The following is an 18,790-nucleotide window of genomic DNA, read 5'->3' as shown; positions in this document are numbered from 1 at the left end:
AGCGGTGGGCAAACGTTGCAGCCGAGGGCGGCCACGGCCGCCCTCGCTACCGGTAGCGTGCCTCGACCAGGTCGATTTCGCGCAGCAGCTTGCGCGCCGTCTCGTCCGACAGGCTGCGCGCATGCACCAGTGCCAGGATCGCGCGGCGCTCGGCCTGCAGCGCCGCCAGCCGGTAATCGCGCTCGGTCTGCTCGGCCACGCGCGAACGCGAAGGGTCGTAGGCACCCTCGCCGCCGAGTCGATGCTCGTAGATGCCGCGGACATGGTCGACCGCGCTGGCATGGACGTCGGCATCGATGTCGAGCTCGTCTTCGATACGGGCGTGCGCCGCCTTGTCGACGGCCGCGATCGCGGCGACGGCGGCCGCGTGGCGCGCATGGTCTTCCGCGGCTTCCTCGCCGCTTTCTTCCGGCACCTCCAGGCCACGCAGCAGGCGCGGCAGCGCCACGCTGGCCGCCAGCAGCGACAGGATGATGACGGAACTGGCGTAGAAGATGGCCAGGTCGCGCCCCGGGAAGGGCGCACCGCCCGGCAGGGTCAGGGGCAAGGTCAGGACGCCGGCCATCGTGATCGCGCCGCGCACCCCCGCCAGCGAGGTGGCCAGCACCAGGCGGAAGCCCGGCTTGTAGACTTCCTGCCCCTGGCGGCGCGCATGGCGCAGCGTCAGGCGCAGCGATACCCACACCCAGACCAGGCGCAGGAGCGTCAGCGCCAGCGCGATCGCCAGCGCGGTCCCCGCCAGTTGCAGCGGCGTGGCGCCGGTGTCGAGCCGGCTGTCGGCCAGCGTGCGCCCGACGATCTCGGGCAGCTGTTCGCCCAGCAGCACGAACATCACGCCGTTGAGCGCGAACTGCACCGTGTCCCAGACCACGGCGCGGCGCACGCGGGTGGTGGCCAGCGCGCGGCCCGACAGTTCGACATAGCTCATCGTGACGCCGGCCGCCACCGCCGCCAGGATGCCCGAGGCCTCGAGGTGCTCGGCGGCCAGGTAGGCGCCGAAGGGTATCAGCAGGTTCACCAGGATCGGCGAGCCGGGCTCTTCGCCGACGCGACCGGCGGCCACGCGCTGCGCGAAGGAGATGGCGAGCGTGACGCCGACCCCGCACGCCACCCCGGCCAGCGCCACCCACAGGAAGGTCAGCGAAGCCGTCGCCAGCGAGAAGCTGCCGGTCATGGCGGCGGCGACGGCAAAGCGGAAGCACACTAGGCCGCTGGCATCGTTGAGCAGGGATTCGCCCTCGAGGATGTGCATCAGGCGGCGCGGCACGGGAACGCGCGCCGTGATCGCGGACAGGGCCACCGGATCGGTCGGGGCGACGATGGCGGCCAGGGCGAAGGCAACGGCGAGCGGCATGCCTGGTACCAGCCAGTGGATCAGGAAGCCCGCGCCGACCACGGTAAAGACCACCAGGCCCAGGGCCAGTTCAAGGATGGTGCCCTTGTCGCGGAACAGGCCCACCTTGGGGATGCGCCAGCCGTCGAGAAAGAGCAGGGGTGGCAGGAAGAGCACGAAGAAGAGTTCGGGGTCGAGCGTGACGCCGTGCTTGAAGACGCCGGCGATGATGGCGCCGAGCGCGATCTGGACCAGGGGCAGGGGCAGGCCGAAGGGCAGCAGGCGCACGAGATACCCGCTTCCGATCACGGCCAGCAGCATGGCCAGCACCACGTCCATCGAATCCATTTTCATTCCCTCATCGTCGAGCAGCGATGATACGGGAATGTGCCAGGGGATGGCGGACGGGCGCGGAGGGCCTTACCGCGGGTGCTGGGCCTCGGCCGCCTCGGCCAGCAGGTCCGACAGCTGCACGGTATTGACCGGCTTGACCATGTAGTGGTCGAAGCCTGCCGCCTGGGCGGCGTCGCGGTCCTGCTGGCGGCCGTAGCCGGTCATCGCGATCAGGGTCGCACCGGTGGCCTGCGGCAGGCGACGCAGGCGCCGTGCCAGCTCGTTGCCATCGAAGTCGGGCAGGCCGATGTCGAGCAGGCAGACGTCGGGGGCGAACACCCGGGCCAGGTCGACGGCGTCGGCGCCGCAATAGGCGATTTCGACTTCGTGGCCGGCCGCGCGCAGGAACAGCTGCAGCGTATGGGCGGCGTCGAGGTTGTCGTCCACCAGCAGCACCTTCAGCGGTTTGACGGCGGCGCCGTGGCCCGAGGTTTGCGCCACGATCAAAGGCAGTTCTGGGTGTGGCGCGGCAGGCGCACGGTGAAGGTGCTGCCCTTGCCCAGGCCGGACTGGTCGCCTCTACCTTACCGCCGTGCAGTTCGACCAGGCTCTTGGCCAGCGCCAGGCCCAGGCCCAGTCCGCCCTGCGAGCGGTCGGGGGTGCGCTCGGCCTGGGTGAACAGGTCGAACACGCGCGCCACCAGCTGCGGCTCCATGCCGATGCCGTCGTCGGTGACGGTCACCACATGCTCTCCCCCTTCGCTGAACAGGCGCAGCTCGATGCGGCCGCCCTCGGGCGTGTACTTGTTGGCGTTGTTGAGCAGGTTGGCGATCACCTGCACCAGGCGCTTGTGGTCGCCCTTGACCGTGGCCGGCTCCGGCGGCAGGTCGAGCAGCACGGTGTGGCGGCGCGTCGAGATCAGCGGCCGGATCTGTTCGGCGGCGTCGTCGATGACGCGGCGCAGGTCGAGCACCCCGGTCGACAGCGAGACCAGGCCGCGGGTCACGCGCGAGACATCGAGCAGGTCGTCGACCAGGCCCGTCATGTGTTCGACCTGGCGCGCGATGATGGCGCAGGTCTGGGTGATCTGGGCGTTATCCGAGTGCAGGAGCTTCAACAGGTGGGCGCCGGTGCTGATCGGCGCCAGCGGGTTGCGCAGCTCGTGTGCGAGCATCGCCGAATTCATCCTTGCGCTGGTCGGCCGCGCGCAGCTCGCGCTCGGCCAGGCCGCGCGCCGCTTCCTTCTTCTGCAGCGTGGCCGCCATCTCGTCGAGCGCCTCGGCCAGGCGGCCGATCTCTTCGCGTTCGTAGGGGATGCCCGAGCGCGCATCGAGTTCGCCGGCGGCGATGCGGCGCGCCGTGTCCATGAGCTTCCTCACCCGCTGCACGATCAGCACGTCGCCGGCCAGCCAGGCCGCCAGCAGGGCCAGCATGGTGGTGGCGGCCAGGCCGATCAGGGACATGAACTGGGCGCGGCGCGCGCCGATCGTCACGCTGTCGACCGGCACGCCGATGGTGACGGTGTAGTCCGACAGCGCGGGCCCCCCACGCGGGCAAAGGTATGCAGGCGCTCGATGCCGTCGTCGTCGCGGATCACGACGGCGCGCCGGCCGGCGCTGCGCATCGCGTCGCGCATGGTGGTCGAGGCCTTGGTGCCGAACCAGCGCTCCGGGTCGGGGCGGCGCGAAATGATGGTGCCGTTGGCGTCGGAGGTCACCAGCACCGAGCCGGGCGGCAGGTTGATGTCGGCGACGAAGGTGTCCAGGCCCGCCAGGTCCATGGCCGCGAACACCACCGCCACGACCTTGCCGGCGCGGTCGATCACGGGATAGGTGAGGTTGATCGTGTGGCGCCGGATCACGCGGCCGAACACGTAGTCGCCGGCGATGAAGCGGCGCTCGAGGATGGCGCGCTTGAAGTGGGCGCGGTCGCCCAGGTTGACCGGATGGAGCATCGGCACGGCGCTGCAGCTGACCTCGCCGTTAAGCTGGATCAGGCCGAAGTTGACATAGCCTTCGTTGCGGTCGAGGACGTCGGCCAGCAGGGCATTGCAGCGCGGAGCAGGGCCCAGCAAATCGGGCACGCTGGCCAGGTCGACCAGGATCTGGCGCGCGCGCTCGACCGATTGCGCCTCGTTGGCGGCGGCCAGGCTGGTCAGGCGGCGCAGGTTGTCTTCGGAGGCGCGGATGGCCTGTTCGCGTTCGCGCACGCCACCCAGGATCGTCATCAGGGCAAGCGGCAGGATCGCCAGGGCGACCAGCAGCATCAGCCTGCTGCGCAGGCTGGTAAGGCGGAAGAAGCCGCTTGATGGTTTCATCGCTGCGCCGCAAGCAAGCCGCAGCGGGCGGTTCGGCGCGCGTCGGTGGTTGCCAGGGGCCGGAATGGGGCAGTCCGGTGTGATCTCGTCATCTTCTTGTGTGTAGTGGGTAAAGCGTCCACCCGTTGGCGGCAAGCTGCCGGCATGGGTTTCCCGTCGTGGTCTCCCCGCTCCTCAACGTTTCCCGATTGTACTAAATTTTGGTTCCTTCGCCAGTCACAAAAGTGCATATACACATAGTTTGCCGCGGGCGCGCAGCGGCGCACGCCAGGTTCCATGCGGCGGGCATGGCCGCGCCACAGGCTGGGGGCGCTGCGGGCACGGGCAAGGGCGCAGGCGGGGTGCCCGCCAGCATAGCGGGAGCGGCCGGCACCGGGCGCACAGCAGCGCCCCGGCGCGGACCGGGCAGGCGTGCGGGCGCCGCGCCGCAGTCGATTCTGGTACGGTGGGATCAACCGTGACATTGGAGCAGACATGAACCAGATCGTACGCGTGTTCAGCACGTTCGAGGGCGCGGACAGCGCCCGCAAGGAATTACTGGCCGAGGGTTTCGACCGCGCCGGTATCGAGATCGCCGTGACCTCCGACGAGGCGGGTCCCGGCCAGGGCAACTTCCTGGTGGGCGACACGCCCTCCGTCAAGGGCGGTACCGACTACAAGGACGTCTTCGCGCCCCACGCCCACGGCACCGCGCATTGCGTGATGACGGTGGGCGCGGCCGACGCCGCGCAGTCGGAGCGCGCCGCGGCCATCCTCGCACGCCACGGCGCCCACGACATCGACGTCGCGCGCGATCCGCCGGGCGCGACCGATCCCGGCCACGCCAGCACCTGAGCCTACCCTGGCCGGGCCAGGCGCGGGTGCGCGTTCAGCTCCAGCTCAGGTCGGTTTTGGCGAGCGGCAGCTGGCGCACGCGTTTTCCCGTGGCGGCGAAGATCGCGTTGCAGACAGCCGGCGCCAGCGGCGGCAACACCGGTTCGCCGAGTCCCGTGACCGGGTAGTCGGTCTTCAGGAAGTGGATGTCGATCTGCGTCGGCGTGTCCGGCATGCGCAGCAGGCCGTATTCGTGGAAGTTGCTCTGCACTACGCGGCCGCCTTCGATGTCCAGTTCCGGGTATAGCAAGGTCGACAGGCCATCGATCACCGAACCCTGCACCTGGTTTTCCGCGCCGCTCAGGTTGACGATCTGGGCGCCGATGTCGGTCACCACCACGACACGGTCGACGGTCAGCTTGCCATCGCGCGACACCGTGACCTCGGCCACTTCCGCCACGTAGCCACGGTGGCTGAAGTGGAAGGCAACGCCGGCACCCTGGCCGCGTTTGAAGCTGCGCTTGCCCCAGCCCGAGCGCTCGGCCACTTCCTTCAGCACATTGCGCATGCGGCTGACGCTGTACGGCTGTCCACGTTCTCCGGTGCCCGGAATCACATCCTTGTCGCCCAGCAGCTCCAGGCGGAAGGCGATCGGATCGCGCCCGCCTGCATGGGCCAGCTCGTCGATGAAGCTGTGGAACACCCAGGAAAACACATTGCTGCCCGGTGCGCGCCACGGTCCCATCGGGATGCGGCATTCGAGCGCGGTCTGTTCCAGCAGGCAGTTGGCCAGCCAGCGGCCCGGAAACTCGTCGCCCGACAGCGAGCCGCCGCTGCCCGGTTGCAGGATGCTCTTGCCCTCGCGCTCGACGCGGTTGGCGAAGGTGACGAAGTGGTTGTGCCAGGCCACCAGCTTGCCTTGCGCATCGAGGCCGCCGCGCAGGTGGTGGAAGCCCCGGCGCGGAAATGGTCGTGCTGCAGGTCGTCTTCGCGGGTCCAGGTGAGTTTCACTGGCGCGCCCACCTTCTGCGCGATCGCGGCCGCCTCGACGATGAAGTCGGAACTCAGGCGCCGGCCGAAGCCGCCGCCGCTGCGAATGATGTGCAGCACGATGTTGTCCTTCGGGATGCCGAAGGTCGTGCTGACCAGGGCCTGGCCGGCGCCCGGGTTCTGGGTCGGCGCCCACAGTTCCAGCTGGCCCGCTTCGCCAGCCGAACCCGGCTTGAACCATGCCGTGCAGTTCTGCGGCTCCATGCTCGCGTGCGAGATGAAGGGATAGCTGTAGCTGGCCGCGACCGTCCTGGCTGCGCCCTGCAGGGCGGCCTGCACGTCGCCATCCTGGCGCAGGACCGTGGCGCCGGGCTTGCCGGCGGCCGCCTGCGCCTGGGCCGTGAAGCCGGCCCAGCTGTGGGTGCTGCCCGCGCCTTCGTCCCACTGCACGGCGAGCGCGCGGCGCGCCTTGAACGCGGCCAGGGTCGAGGTGGCGACGATCGCCACGCCCGGGCGCAGGCCGTTCAGGTTGGCCGTGCCTTCGACGATGAAGGCGTCCTTCACGCCCGGCAGGGCTTTCACGGCGTCGAGATTGGCGCTCACCGGCTTGCCGCCGAATACCGGGCACTTCGCGTAGACCGCGTACAGCATGCCGGGCAGTTGCACGTCGATGCCGAACAGCGGCTTGCCGCTGACGATGGCCGCATTGTCGACACCGCCGATGCGCGTTCCCAGCAGGGTGTAGGTGGACGGATCCTTCAGCTGGACGGCGGCGGCGTCGGGCAAGGCGAGCTCCCTGGCCGCAGGCACCAGGGCGCCGTAGCCGAGCTTGCGCTTGCTCGGGCCGTGCAGGACGGCACCATGCGCGGCGCTGCATTCGCTCGCGGGCACGCCCCAGGTCTGGGCCGCGGCCTGCACCAGCATCGTTCGCGCGGTGGCGCCGAGGCGGTGGAAGTCGTTGTAGTTGGTCGGGGTCGAGGTCGAGCCGCCGGCGCCCTGGCTGCCGTAGGCCGGGTCGAGGTCGCCCTGGACGATGCGCACGTCGCGCCAGTCGATCTCGAGTTCCTCGGCGATCACCATCGGCAGCGAGGTCTTGATGCCCTGGCCGATTTCGGGCTGTTTCGACACCGGGGTGACGATGCCCTTGCGGTCGATGCGGATGAAGACGTTCGGTGCGAAGGAAGCATCGGCGCCGGCTGCGGGCGAGCCGGCGGTCGGTGCGGCCAGCAGGCCGGAGGGTGCATGCCGATCACGAGGGCACCGGCCGCGCCCCCGCACGCAGGAAGCCGCGGCGCGAAGGGGAGGTGGGAGCGCTCATTTCTTGCCTTTCCCGTTGCCAGCGATCTCGGCGGCACGGTGGATGCCGGCGCGAATGCGGGTATAGGTGGCGCAGCGGCACAGGTTGCCGGCCATGGCCTCGTCGATCTGGGCGTCGGTCGGTTTCGGATGCTGTTTCAGGAGGGCGCAGGCGCTCATGATCTGGCCGGCCTGGCAGTAGCCGCATTGCGGCACGTCCAGTTCCTGCCAGGCGAGCTGGAGCGGATGGCGGTGCTCCTTGTCGAGGCCCTCGATGGTCGTGATCTTCGCCTTGCCCAGGCTGGACACGGGGAGCAGGCACGAACGGGCCGGTGCGCCGTCGACGTGCACGGTGCAGGCGCCGCACTGGCCGGCGCCGCAGCCGTACTGCTGCTGCCGACGAGGCCGAGTGTGTCGCGCAGGGCCCACAGCAGGGGGGTATCCGGTTCGACATCGACCTGGCGCGGCTTGCCATTGATGTTCAGCGTAGTGCGACTCATTACTGCTCCTTGCCTGAGAATTGCTCGAGAATTGCCTGAGGATAAACCCGAGCATCCTACCAAAACAGCCCGCCGGAGCGGTGGCGCCGGGCAAGTTTTATTGTTAGGGAATTGTTGCAGGAATTCCTGAAACAGCCTGGAAGTCGGCATCGATGCGGCTCCCCTGGTCCAGCCGGCCCGCGGCGGCCCATGCGCCACGCGCCGAATGCAGCGCAAACGTGGTGCGGGCGCGACGCCGGAGCGGCTGAGGTACCGGTCCACAAGCTGTTTATTTGCTAACTAGTTATAATCGCTGCTCCGTGTTAACCAACCATGCCCGTCTATGTCCGAAATGCAGTTTGCCAACAACTACCGCGACCTGAGCAACTCGACAGGCGTCGACGCCGGTTTCCAGTTCGAGTTTTACTGCGAACGCTGCAGCGATCGCTGGCGTACCCACTTCAAGCCCTACCGCAGCGCCCAGGCTTCGGGCTGGCTGCAAAAGGGCGCCAGCATGTTCGGCGGTTTGCTGGGCAATGCCGGCAGCGTGCTCGGCAGCATGGCCGAAGCCGGCTGGCACTCGTCGCGCGACGAAGCCTTCACCGAAGCCGTGGCTGCCGGCAAGGCCCATTTCAACCGCTGCGGCAACTGCCATGACTATGTCTGCAGCCAGTGCTTCGACACGGCCAACGGCCTGTGCTTCAACTGCGCACCGAACGTGCAGGTGAAGATCACCCAGGCGCGCGCCCAGGGCGAGGTCCATGCGGCATCGGAAAAGGCGACTGCCGAAGGCCAGGTGCGCGGCGGGCGCCACGACGTGACGGCGGACATGCAGCTGGTCTGCTCGCAATGCCGGGCCGAGACCCACGGCGCGAAATTCTGCCCGGAGTGCGGCCACAAGACCGCGCAGCAGGTGGCCTGCCGCGCCTGCTCGACGATGCTGCAGCCCGGTACCAAGTTCTGTACCGACTGCGGCGAGCGCCAGGCTTGAGCGGGCGCGTCGCGCCTGCCGCCAAGCGTGCCTGCGGCATGCCAGGTGAGGACGCTGCCCGGAGCGGCGGGACACGCGCGCCTGGAACGCAACAGGACTGCATTTCCGACAAGGTTGACATGCGAATGACATTTTCCGGCGTCCTGTTCGCAGGCGCCGTGTGCGCAGGCCTCTGCGCCTGCTCCAGGACGGATGGGCAGGACGCCGCGCTTGGACAGCCAGGTTCATCAGGTGCCCGCTCCTACGAGATCGTGACGGTGGAGCGCCCGGAATCGGTGGCGGAGTACCACAAGATGTATCGGGGAATCTACGAAATGTGCGCTGGTGTGCGCAAGGCCAAGGGCATGGGGCCGCCGGCGCCGATGCTGCAGCCACCGGCCGATTACATCACCGAGCGCAAGACCTACACCAGCGACGGCAAGGCTTACCTCGTCAAGGAAGAACACTTTACTTATCACGCCGAGGTCGACGAACCGGCATTCAGTTGCCGCACCTACCTGGAAAAAACCTCGAATACCCAGTTGATCCGCGACGGCAAGATGTATGACGCCGGCGTAGATGCGCAGGGCAAGCGCTACAGCGAGCCGCCACAGGAGTGGAACCTGCCGCCCGAAAAGTCGCGGGAGCATTTGTTTACCGAGCCACGCATGGTCAAGGGCCATGCCGTCAAATGCATGCCGATGCTGCCGAACACGCAAGCGCTGATCACCGACTTGTGCGTTGCGGACCTGAAGCCGGGTACGCTGACCGATGTGCAGAACGAGCCGCTGGTGCTGTACTCGCGCGTCCCCATTGTCCAGAAGCTGCAGAGCGTGATGGTGACCGAGCCGGTATCGGTCAAGGTCGGCCTGACAATCGACCCGGCCGTCTTCGACGCCGCCGCGGCGCCGTAAGCTGCACGGGCCAGGACGGCAATCCGGCTGATCGGCTAGATGCCTTCCGGGTAAGTCTCCGGCGGCTCGCCCGAGTGCCAGCCGCTCGTGGCGTCGAGCGGGACCAGGGCTTCGGTGCGGTCGATGTGGATGATGGCGTCGAACTGCTCGGCCATTTTGGCATCGAAGTAATGGCTCTGGCGTTCGCTGCGCGGCAGGTAGAGCACGCCGATGGCCCGCTCCAGGCGCCGCTCGAGCATGATGCGGCGCACGCTGCTGTCGTCGCGCAGGTTCAGGTAGTAGCGGGGCAGGCCCACGTGGTGCAGCAATTCCTCGTAGCTGCCGGGCATGGCCGGACGTACCCGCTTGTGTTCGGCCGGTCCATCCCATTCCGAAGCCGCCGTCACGTGGCCGTCATAGGTCGAGAACCCGATCAGGCAGGTTTCGCCAGGGTAGGCCTTGCGCGCCAGTTCGCCCAGGTTCCATTCCCCGAGGCCGCCCATGTAGGTGGCGCGGGCATCGCCGATATGGGAGTTGTGCTCCCAGATGACGATTTTCGCCGGGGTGCCGTCGCGCGACAGGTGCTTGGCCAGCGCGTCCAGCGTTTCCGCCATGTGGCTGTCGCGCAGGTTCCAGGATGAGACCCGGCCGCGGAACATGGTGCGATAGTATTCCTCGGCGTTTTTCACCAGGCGCGCGTTCTGCTGGGCGTAGAAGAAGGCGTCTTCGCTCGATCCGCCGTCGGCCTGCATGTAGTCGAGGGCGCTGGCCTGCAGGTGGGCAAGCTGGGTCAGCACACCTTTCTGGCAGGACTCGGACAGCCCGATGCCGGCCGCGTAGCCGTACTGCTGGCTGTCCTCGCCGTAGTGGTCGAAGCAGGCATAGCGCTGGCGTGCTTCGGCCGCCGCTTGCGGGTCGACTTCTTCCAGGTAGTTCAGCACTTCCCGCACCGAGGTGAACAGGCTGTACAGGTCGAGTCCATAGAAGCCGACCTGCGCGTCGGCTCCGCTACCCTCGTTATGCGTGCGCAGCCAGTCGACGAAGCGTTCGACATCGGTGTTGCGCCACATCCAGGACGGGAAGCGCTCGAAGCCGGACAAGGCCTCGTTGGCGCTGCCGTCCTGGCCCTGGCCGCGCACGTAGCGGTTGACGCGGTAGGCGTCCGGCCAGTCGGCCTCGACCGCCACGGCCGTAAAGCCCTTTTCGCGGATCAGGCGCTGGGTGATGCGCGCCCGTTCCTCGTAGAACTCGTGGGTGCCGTGGGTCGCTTCGCCGATGAGGACGAAGCGGGCATCGCCCACCAGCTGCAGCAGGGCGTCGTAGTCGCCCGGCCCGCCCGTCAGCGGCCGGGCAGCGGCCGCCAGGGCCGCCGCGCTGATGTCGATCGCGCTCGTCATCGGATCGCCTCGCCTCAGTGCAGGAAGCGGCTGCTCGACTTGTCGCGCATGGCAGCATCGTGCGGAATCACGCCGCGCTCGATGAAGTGCTTCATGCGCGCCAGGTCGTCGTCCATCTGGCGTTTCGGGTCCGAGCCCAGAGCGATGCCAGACCGTGGCCGAGCACGCCGGCCGGCGGCGTGTACGACAGGCGCACGGTGACGCGGGTGCCGCCGCGGTAGGGTTCGAACTCGACCGAGCCGGCGTTCGGGATCTGGGCACCCGGTTCGCTGCGCCAGGCCAGGCGGCGGTTCTTCGACTGCTCGGTCAGCACGGAGTCGAATTCGAACTGGGTGCCAGCCGGGCCCTGCACCACCCAGTGCGAGCGGCGGCGGCCGATGTCGCGCACTTCGACGACGTGCGACATGAAGCGCGGGAAGTTTTCGTAGTTGCTCCACAGTTCGTACACCTCGTCAGGCGAGGCGTCGATGCGGATCGATTTTTCGAGCTCGATGCTCTGGCCGCGGCCGCCCCCAGGCCCAGCAGGTTCGACAGGCCCTGGCCGCCGCCGCTGCGCGCGGCCAGCGCCAAGCCGGCCAGGCCCAGCGCCGCGGCTACCGGCGAACGGCGCATCAGCCCGAACAGGCCGAGCAGGCCGCCGCCGACCACCGCCGGGTTGCGCAGCAGGGAAGAGAGGTCGTCGCGGCCGTGCACGTTGAGGGCGCCCATCACGCTGCCGGCGGCCTGGCTGGCCAGGCGGCCCAGGCGGGAAGCGGCGGCGTCGGCACTGTCGGCGGCCGAGCCGGCCATGCGCGAGGCGGAATCCATCGTGTCGTCAAGGGTGCGGCGTGCCGAGCCGTTCGGCTTGGCCGATTCCAGCATGCGGCTGGTGCGCGTACCGGCTTCGTCCATGTAGTCGCGCGCGGTGCTGCCGGCGCTGCCCAACAGGTCGCTCGCGGTGTCGCCCGCTTCGCGCGCGGCCAGGCCGATGCGCTCGCCAATGCCATGGACGGCATTGCCCAGCACACTGCCGGTGCGCGAACCCGCGTTGCGGATCGCTGCCGTCGAGCTGGCACGGCGGGCACCGCCGCGGTCCGGGTCGAGCATGTACATCAGGAGGGCGCCGGCGGCGGCGCCACCGAGCAGCTTGACCAGGTCGGACGCTTCGATATTGGTTTCGGTGGTGGTCGGATGTCGCGTGTTCATGCTCATGTTCGTTCCTCTCGGTTAGGTTGCGTTTCAATCTGGCCCGTGGCCCGGCTGCGCCAGGCCATCGCCAGCAGATCCTGCACTTCCTCGTCGCTCGTCTGGTCGAACCGTTCGTACCATTGCCCGACCGCGAAGAAGCGCGGCGGTGCCAGCAGGCAGGCCACCCCATCGGCGTGTGCCCGCAAACTGGCCAGCGTGGCGGGCGGCGCGACAGGCGCCGCCACGAGCACGCGTGCGGCGCGACGGCGCCGCGCCACCTCGACCGCCGCCAGCATGGTCGAGCCGGTGGCGATGCCATCGTCGACCAGCAGCACCGTGCGCCCGGCCAGGTCGGGTTCGGGTCGCTCGCCGCGGTAGAGACGGGCGCGCCGCCCGATCTCGGCCAATTCGCGCGCGGCGATCGCCTCGACCTCGTCCTGCGTGACGCCCATCAATCCGGGCACGCCCGGCTGGAGCACCCGCACGCCGCCGCTGCCGACGGCGCCGATGGCAAACTCGGGCTGGGCGGGCAGCCCCAGCTTGCGCACGATCAGGATGTCGAGCGCGAGGCCGAGCGTCATGGCGACGGCGAAGCCGACTGGCACGCCGCCACGGGGCAGGGCCAGGACGATGGCGTCGCAGCCGCGCACCTCGGCCGCGAGCGCGCCGGCGAGCTGCTTGCCGGCCTGCGCGCGGTTCCTGAAGCGTGGAAGGTCCGCCATCGCATGCTCCGTCCGGCCGTGGCCGGCATTGACCGTGGCGCCGATGGCGCCTCCATCGGCGCGCCCGTCAGCCCCCAGCGGCGCGCCCATCGGCGCATGGCGTCGCGCCCGCCAGCGCCTGGCGTCACGCGCCTGACCTTAGTGGATCTCCAGCCGCCGTGCCCCCTTGCCCTGTTTTTTAGGCAGGGTCAGGTGCAGGACGCCGTTCTCCAGCCTGGCCTGCGCGGCGGTATCGTCGATCTCGGTCGGCAGCGTGAAGCTGCGCACGTACTTGCGTGCCGAGCGTTCAGAATACACCACGTTTTCGCCCTCGCGCCGCTCGTTTGCTTTGCGGCATTCTCCCTCGATGGTGACGCGCGTGCCGTCGATCGCGACCTTCAGGTCTTCCTTGTCCACACCCGGCATCTCGGCCTGGATGTCGTAGGCCTGTTCGCTTTCGGTCATGTCCAGGCGCGGCATGCCGGTGCTGCCATCCATGGCATTGCCGCCTTGCGCCAGGGGCGCGAAGAAGTCCTGGAACATGTTGTCGACGAGGCGGGCGAAGCCGTCCTTGAACGAACCGGGACGATATGCGGGCAGTGGCGTACCCGCTCTCCTGACGAGATTCATGATCGGCCTCCTTTCCTCGCAATGAACGTTTGGGATGGTGTGCGGCGGGCTGCCGCCCTTCATTTATAGGGCAGGGCGGCGGCGATTTCAAGGCGGGCGGAAGGGGGCTGCCCTCGTGCGGAGGCAGCTTTGCGCAGGGGCAGGAAGGGTGCGGCAACCGGGAACCGCTTGCCACGAGCGTGGTCAAGCTGTGACCTGGCAGCCGGCTGCGCCGGGACTGGTTGGCGCCCGGCGCAGCCGCCGTGTGCTCAGCCGAGCTGGCGGCGGTGGAAGCGCAGGTGGTCTTCGACGAAACTGGCGATGAAGTAGTAGCCGTGGTCGTAGCCGGGGTGGCGGCGCAGGGTCAGCGGCTGGCCGGCGGCGCGGCAGGCCGCTTCGAAGGCGTCCGGATGGAGCTGCTCTGGCAGGAACTTGTCGGCCATGCCCGGTCAACGAGGATGCCGCCGGGGAAGCGCACCGGGCCGCTTGCCACCAGTTCGGTCGCATCGTGCGCCCGCCAGGCGGCGCGGTCCTCCCAAGGTAGCCCGTGAAGGCCTTCTCGCCCCGGGGGCAGCGGCTCGGCGCGGCGATCGGCGCAAAGGCCGACACCGAGCGGAACAGCTCGGGATGCTTCAGCGCCATCGTCAGCGCCCCATGTCCGCCCATCGAATGGCCAAAGATGCCGCAACGGGCCGGGTCGGCACCGAATTCGCGCAGCACCAGTTCGCGCAGTTCGAGAATGTAGCTGTCCATGCGGTAGTGGCGCGACCACGGCGCCTGGCTGGCGTCGATATAGAAGCCGGCCCCCACGCCGAAGTCCCAGCTGTCGGCCTCGCCCGGGACCTGCGCGCCGCGCGGGCTGGTGTCCGGCGCGACCAGGATGAGGCCCTCCTCGGCGGCCACGCGCTGGGCGCCGGCCTTGATGGCGAAGGTCTCTTCGGTGCAGGTCAGGCCGGCAAGATAGAACAGCACGGGCAGCGGGCGGCCCTCGGCGCCGGGTGGCAGGTAGATTGAAAAACGCATCGGCAGGCCGATGGCGCTGGAATCGTGCTGGTAGAAGCGCTGCAATCCGCCGAAGCAGGCATGTTCGCTGAGAAGCTGTGGCATGGGAAGATCCGTCGTGGTCGATTGCGGGAGTATGCCAGTTCGGCATGCACCGCGCAGCGCAGGCTAGACGATCCCGAGCGCGCCCAGCAGTGCGCCCGCGGCAAGTATCCACAGCAGGTGCAGGCGCGTGCGCCAGATGACCAGGCAGCTGCCCAGGGCAAGCAGCCAGAGCCGCCAGTTGCTGTCCGCGCCGCCGGCGGTGGCGAGAATCCATGCGGTCGACAGCAGCAGCGCGATGACGACCGGGGCCATGCCCCCCTTGAAGGCGCGCACGGCGCGCAGCTCGCGGTTGCGGTGGCCCCACTGCGCCACCTGGTAGGTGAAGATGGTGGAAGGCAGCAGGATGCCCGTCATGGTTGTGGCCACGCCCAGCCACGCGGCGGCAAGGCTGCCTGCGTTCATTCCCACCTGCCAGCCCATCAGGGCGACGAAGAGCACGTTGGGTCCCGGCGCCGCCTGGGCAATGGCGATCGCATCGTTGAACTGGGCCTGGGTCAGCCAGCCTTGCTGCTCGACCAGGAAACGGTGCATGTCGGCGGTCGTCGAGATGGCGCCGCCAAGCGACATCATCGACAGCAGCAGGTAGTGGAAGAACAGGTTCAGCCAGTCGTGCCAGCTCAGGGTGATGTGCAGCGTCGTGTCCATGGGCAGTTCGTCAGGCCAGGCGACGCCAGGCCAGTACGCAGCCAGGTCCGCCCAGGCCAAGCAGGACCAGCACGAGCGGGAGTTTCAGCAGTGCCACCAGCATGAAGCCGAGCGCGCAGAGCAGCACGCACCAGGGCAGCGGCAGGGGATTGCGCTTCAGCGCCAGCGACAGCTTGAGGCCGGCAGCCGCGATCAGGCCGGCCGAGACGGCGGCCATGCCGCGCAGGGCGCCGGCTACTTGGGGATTGCCGGCAAAACGTGCATGCAAGGTGGCAAGCAGGAGCACGACCAGCAGCGGCAGCGCCAGCATGCCGGCCAATGCGACGAGGGCGCCGCGCAGCCCGAAGTAGCGGGCGCCGATCATCATCGACAGGTTGACGACGTTCGGCCACGGCATGATCTGCGCCACGGCCCAATCCTCGACGAATTCTTCCCGGCTGAGCCAGCCGCGCCGCTCGACGAGCTCGCGCTGGACGACCGCCAGCACCCCGCCGAACCCTTGCAGGGCCAGCAGCGTGAAGGCGAGGAACAGCGCGGACAGCGAGGCCGGGCGCGGGTGGGCGAGGGGGTGCGGCATCAGGCGACCCGCCTGCCCGCCGTGCAAACCATGGCGGTCAACCGCCGCCGATACCGCGCATCACGCGCCCGCTGCCGCCGCACATGGGGCAGGATTTGCCGTCGCCGAGCTTGCCGCTGCCGGCGCAGGCTTCGCAGACGTCTTCGCCGGCGCCGGGCGTGCCGGGAGCGGCTTCGTCGCCGGGGTTCAGGTCTGGTTCGGGAGTCGTGGACATGGGTGCCTCGCAGGTAGGGTCGACAACGGGACCATTCTAGTGCGCGGCGCAGGCGCGCGGCGCCACGCTGGGCCGGCTCGGCCGGGTTGCTCCACGATGCCGGCAGCCGCGTATCCGTGCATGGCCGGCGCCGGTACCGGCGTGACACGCGCGTGATGCCGGAGCCCGGGCACCAGCGTGCCGCGGGCCGCGGCCCCCCGCCAAGGCCGTCCGGTTCTACAAAGTTTCCCCAAGAAACTAGAATCTGATATCAAACAGACATTTTTATGTCACGTAGGGTCCTGCGGTTATACACAAATGTTTCTTTTTTTTATCATCACGGCCTTGCACCACCTTTCTGGACAACTACCTGCAAGTCCTTGATTTTTCGCGTTTTGCGCTCTGCACGCGGATTGGGCAAATTGTTGAAAGCCGCATCCGGCCGCGCTTCCGGGCTGTCAAGTCCCGCCTTGTCCACAAAGTTATTCACAGACTTTGTGGATATCTGGAAAAGTTCTTTAATTCCGAAGACTTAGCGCAGAAGCGTCCGACTTCGCTTTAACTGCGCTCATGCACCCTGCGTGGTTTGCACGACATTGCGCAAGGCCATCGTCGTAAAATGCACTTGCCGACCTCCACTGGACAAATGTACAGTTGCGTGGTTTCCCAACTGTCATGCATCCATGTCCTCTGCCGTCCTTCCCGAACCCGCCGCTGTCGGCGACGACCCTTTTGCCAGCCTGAACCGCGAGCAGCGCGCCGCTGTCGAGCATGACATCGGGGCCGCCGCCAGCCGTCCCTTGCTGGTGGTGGCCGGAGCCGGTTCGGGCAAGACGAACACGCTGGCGCACCGGGTCGCGCGCCTGATCATGAGCGGCGCCGACCCGCAGCGCATCCTGCTGCTGACCTTTCGCGGCGCGCCGCCGGCGAGATGACGCGGCGCGCGGGCAATGTGCTGGCACGCGTCATGAAGGCGAGGAGCGACGGCAGCATCAGCCTGCCCTGGGCCGGCACCTTCCACAGCATCGGCGCACGCCTGCTGCGCGAGTATGCCGGCCGCATCGGCCTGGACGAATCGTTCACGATCCACGACCGCGGCGATTCCGAAGACCTGATGGGCCTGGTGCGCCACGAGATCGGCCTGACCGGGACCCAGAAGCGCTTTCCCCTGAAAGGCACCTGCCTGTCGATCTATTCGCGGGTGGTCAATGCGCGCGAACCGCTCGACGTCGTGCTGCAGAGTACCTTCCCCTGGTGCAGCGAGTGGGAACCGGAACTGAAACGCCTGTTCGGCGCCTATGTCGACGCCAAGCAGGAACAGAACGTGCTCGACTACGACGACCTGCTGCTGTTCTGGGCCGAGATGGCGGCCGATCCGGAACTGGGGCCAGAACTCGGCGCCCTGTTCGACCATGTGCTGGTCGACGAATACCAGGACACCAACCGCCTGCAGGCGGCCATCATCACCGGCATGAAGCCGGGCGGGGAGGGCGTGATGGTGGTGGGCGACGATGCCCAGTCGATCTATTCCTTCCGCGGCGCCACCGTGCGCAACATCCTCGATTTTCCCGGGCAGTTCAGCCAGAGCGCGCAGGTGATCACGCTCGAGCGCAACTACCGCTCGACGCAACCCATCCTGGACGCCTCGAACGCCGTGATCGCGGCGGCGCTGGAACGCCATGCGAAGACGCTCTGGACCGACAAGGCGGCCAGCAACCTGCCGCAACTGGTACTCATTCCAGACGAAGCCGAGCAGGCGCGCTGGGTCTGCAAGCGCATTCTCGAGCACCGCGACGCGGGCATCAAGCTGACGAACCAGGCCGTGCTGTTCCGCGCGGCCAGCCACAGCGCGGCGCTGGAACTCGAACTGATGCGCCGGAATATCCCGTTCGTGAAGTTTGGCGGCCTGAAATTCCTGGAAGCCTCGCACATCAAGGACCTGCTGGCCCTGCTGCGCTTTGCCCAGAATCCGAACGGGCGCATGGCCGGTTTCCGGGTCGCCCAGCTCATCCCCGGCATCGGCCCGGCTACCGCCACGCGCCTGCTCGACGCGGTGGCCGAGGCGCCGGAAGCGGCGGACGCCGTCGCCGCTTTCGAGGTGCCGGCGAAATGCCGCGGCGACTGGGATGCCTTCGTGACCCTGTACCGGCGCCTGCGTACGCCGGGGCTGCGCTGGCCAGCCGACCTCGAGCTCGCCAAAGAGTGGTACACCCCGCACCTGGAGCGCCTGCACGACGACGCCCGGTGCGCGCGGCCGACCTCGAGCAGCTGGTGCAGCTTGCCGGCGGCTACGGCACCCGCGAAACCTTCCTCGCCGAGATCACGCTGGACCCGCCGGAAGCAACCAGCGACCGCGCCGGTCCGCCACTGCTCGATGAGGACTACGTGATCCTGTCGACGATCCACTCGGCCAAGGGGCAGGAGTGGAAGTCGGTGCACGTGCTTAACGTGGTCGACGGCTGCATTCCGTCCGACATGAGCACCGGCAGTGCGGAAGAGATCGAGGAGGAACGGCGCCTGCTGTATGTGGCGATGACGCGCGCCAAGGAGCACCTGCACCTGGTGGTGCCGAACCGCTTCTTCATCAAGCAGCAGGCGCAGATGGGCGACCGCCACGTGTACGCGGCGCGCACCCGCTTCGTGACGCCGGCCATGCTCAAGCATTTCGAAGAATGCGTCTGGATCACGGCGGAGACGGCGAAGTCGACACTGCCGATGCCCGACAGCGTGCGCATGCTGGTACGCGACCGGGCCCGCAATGCGTGGAAGTGAGTGGCGCGCAGACAAGCGCCGCGCAAGGCCATGCGGTTGCGGCGCCCGACAACCGGATCTGCTGACTTATCCCCCGTTGTAGGACTTTGTAGGAATTTGCTGATGCGGAGTGCAGGTGCCAAAACAGTGCACGTGCAAGTCCTTGATTTTCAAGGATTTGAATTTTGCCTTCGGAATGGGCAATTTGTTGAAACCCGC

At 68.1% G+C, this 18,790-nt stretch carries 17 protein-coding genes and 3 pseudogenes; 4 read left to right on the top strand and 16 right to left on the bottom strand.

What is annotated here, in order from left to right; all coding sequences use genetic code 11:
- Window positions 1–46: 46 nt before the first annotated feature.
- The 5 genes and pseudogenes from G4G28_RS15175 to G4G28_RS26475 form a co-directional block, all read right to left on the bottom strand.
- Window positions 47–1,681, bottom strand: coding sequence for a Na+/H+ antiporter (locus G4G28_RS15175; RefSeq protein ID WP_183107542.1), 1,635 nt, complete (start codon window positions 1,679–1,681; stop codon window positions 47–49).
- Between the two features lie 72 nt (window positions 1,682–1,753).
- A complete protein-coding gene (locus G4G28_RS26490; RefSeq protein ID WP_229507664.1) occupies window positions 1,754–2,167 on the bottom strand; it encodes a response regulator in 414 nt (137 codons plus the stop codon).
- A gap of 127 nt (window positions 2,168–2,294) precedes the next feature.
- Window positions 2,295–2,840, bottom strand: a pseudogene (locus G4G28_RS26485) (sensor histidine kinase); the annotation flags it as partial.
- A complete protein-coding gene (locus G4G28_RS26480; RefSeq protein WP_229507663.1) occupies window positions 2,761–3,174 on the bottom strand; it encodes a HAMP domain-containing protein in 414 nt (137 codons plus the stop codon). The pseudogene G4G28_RS26485 and the gene G4G28_RS26480, both read right to left, overlap by 80 nt.
- Window positions 3,156–3,983, bottom strand: a complete 828-nt coding sequence (locus G4G28_RS26475; RefSeq protein WP_229425098.1) for a cache domain-containing protein — start codon at window positions 3,981–3,983, stop codon at window positions 3,156–3,158. The genes G4G28_RS26480 and G4G28_RS26475 overlap by 19 nt, the downstream gene beginning before the upstream one ends.
- A gap of 474 nt (window positions 3,984–4,457) precedes the next feature.
- Between G4G28_RS26475 and G4G28_RS15165 the strand changes: the two genes are divergently transcribed.
- The gene (locus G4G28_RS15165; protein WP_183107541.1) at window positions 4,458–4,817 is read left to right on the top strand and encodes a hypothetical protein; all 360 of its coding nucleotides are present in this window, start codon (window positions 4,458–4,460) and stop codon (window positions 4,815–4,817) included.
- Window positions 4,818–4,851: 34 nt separating this feature from the next.
- On the opposite strand, the gene G4G28_RS24790 is transcribed toward G4G28_RS15165, so the two are convergent.
- The 3 genes and pseudogenes from G4G28_RS24790 to G4G28_RS15155 all read right to left on the bottom strand — a co-directional run bounded on the left by G4G28_RS24790 (window position 4,852) and on the right by G4G28_RS15155 (window position 7,582).
- Entirely contained in the window at window positions 4,852–5,511 is a 660-nt protein-coding gene (locus G4G28_RS24790) for a molybdopterin cofactor-binding domain-containing protein (protein WP_210283263.1), read from the bottom strand.
- Window positions 5,409–7,064 (bottom strand): xanthine dehydrogenase family protein molybdopterin-binding subunit, encoded by a 1,656-nt coding sequence (locus G4G28_RS15160; protein ID WP_202033849.1) that lies wholly within the window; start codon window positions 7,062–7,064, stop codon window positions 5,409–5,411. Before G4G28_RS15160 ends, G4G28_RS24790 begins: the two co-directional genes overlap by 103 nt.
- Window positions 7,065–7,100: 36 nt before the next feature.
- A pseudogene (locus tag G4G28_RS15155) lies at window positions 7,101–7,582 on the bottom strand ((2Fe-2S)-binding protein).
- A 322-nt stretch (window positions 7,583–7,904) separates the two neighbouring features.
- Here G4G28_RS15155 and G4G28_RS15150 point away from each other — a divergent pair.
- A complete protein-coding gene (locus G4G28_RS15150; protein ID WP_182988902.1) occupies window positions 7,905–8,552 on the top strand; it encodes a zinc ribbon domain-containing protein in 648 nt (215 codons plus the stop codon).
- A 125-nt stretch (window positions 8,553–8,677) separates the two neighbouring features.
- Window positions 8,678–9,445: a hypothetical protein gene (locus G4G28_RS15145; RefSeq protein ID WP_182988901.1), complete on the top strand. Its 768-nt coding sequence runs from the start codon at window positions 8,678–8,680 to the stop codon at window positions 9,443–9,445.
- A gap of 35 nt (window positions 9,446–9,480) precedes the next feature.
- Here G4G28_RS15145 and G4G28_RS15140 read toward each other — a convergent pair whose 3' ends face one another.
- The 8 genes from G4G28_RS15140 to G4G28_RS15105 all read right to left on the bottom strand — a co-directional run bounded on the left by G4G28_RS15140 (window position 9,481) and on the right by G4G28_RS15105 (window position 15,841).
- On the bottom strand, window positions 9,481–10,821 hold the full coding sequence (locus G4G28_RS15140; protein WP_182988900.1) for an erythromycin esterase family protein: 1,341 nt from the start codon (window positions 10,819–10,821) through the stop codon (window positions 9,481–9,483).
- Between the two features lie 91 nt (window positions 10,822–10,912).
- Window positions 10,913–11,269 carry an SRPBCC family protein gene (locus G4G28_RS15135; protein WP_229507662.1) on the bottom strand — a complete coding sequence of 119 codons (357 nt, stop codon included), beginning with the start codon at window positions 11,267–11,269 and terminating at the stop codon, window positions 10,913–10,915.
- A 739-nt stretch (window positions 11,270–12,008) separates the two neighbouring features.
- Window positions 12,009–12,710 (bottom strand): phosphoribosyltransferase, encoded by a 702-nt coding sequence (locus G4G28_RS15130; RefSeq protein ID WP_182991837.1) that lies wholly within the window; start codon window positions 12,708–12,710, stop codon window positions 12,009–12,011.
- Window positions 12,711–12,848: 138 nt separating this feature from the next.
- The gene (locus G4G28_RS15125) at window positions 12,849–13,319 is read right to left on the bottom strand and encodes an Hsp20/alpha crystallin family protein (protein WP_182988898.1); all 471 of its coding nucleotides are present in this window, start codon (window positions 13,317–13,319) and stop codon (window positions 12,849–12,851) included.
- 183 nt (window positions 13,320–13,502) lie between these two features.
- Entirely contained in the window at window positions 13,503–14,405 is a 903-nt protein-coding gene (gene fghA, locus G4G28_RS15120) for an S-formylglutathione hydrolase (RefSeq protein ID WP_374039738.1), read from the bottom strand.
- Between the two features lie 63 nt (window positions 14,406–14,468).
- Entirely contained in the window at window positions 14,469–15,050 is a 582-nt protein-coding gene (locus tag G4G28_RS15115) for a chromate transporter (protein WP_182988896.1), read from the bottom strand.
- A 10-nt stretch (window positions 15,051–15,060) separates the two neighbouring features.
- A complete protein-coding gene (locus G4G28_RS15110; protein ID WP_183107540.1) occupies window positions 15,061–15,627 on the bottom strand; it encodes a chromate transporter in 567 nt (188 codons plus the stop codon).
- Between the two features lie 37 nt (window positions 15,628–15,664).
- Window positions 15,665–15,841, bottom strand: coding sequence for a hypothetical protein (locus G4G28_RS15105; protein WP_182988895.1), 177 nt, complete (start codon window positions 15,839–15,841; stop codon window positions 15,665–15,667).
- 662 nt (window positions 15,842–16,503) lie between these two features.
- Here G4G28_RS15105 and G4G28_RS15100 point away from each other — a divergent pair.
- Window positions 16,504–18,592: pseudogene (locus G4G28_RS15100) on the top strand (ATP-dependent helicase).
- The last annotated feature ends 198 nt before the right edge of the window (window positions 18,593–18,790 follow it).

It is taken from the genome of Massilia sp. Dwa41.01b (assembly GCF_014171775.1).
Lineage (GTDB): Bacteria > Pseudomonadota > Gammaproteobacteria > Burkholderiales > Burkholderiaceae_D > Telluria.
This window is presented reverse-complemented; position numbering and strand designations above follow the sequence as displayed.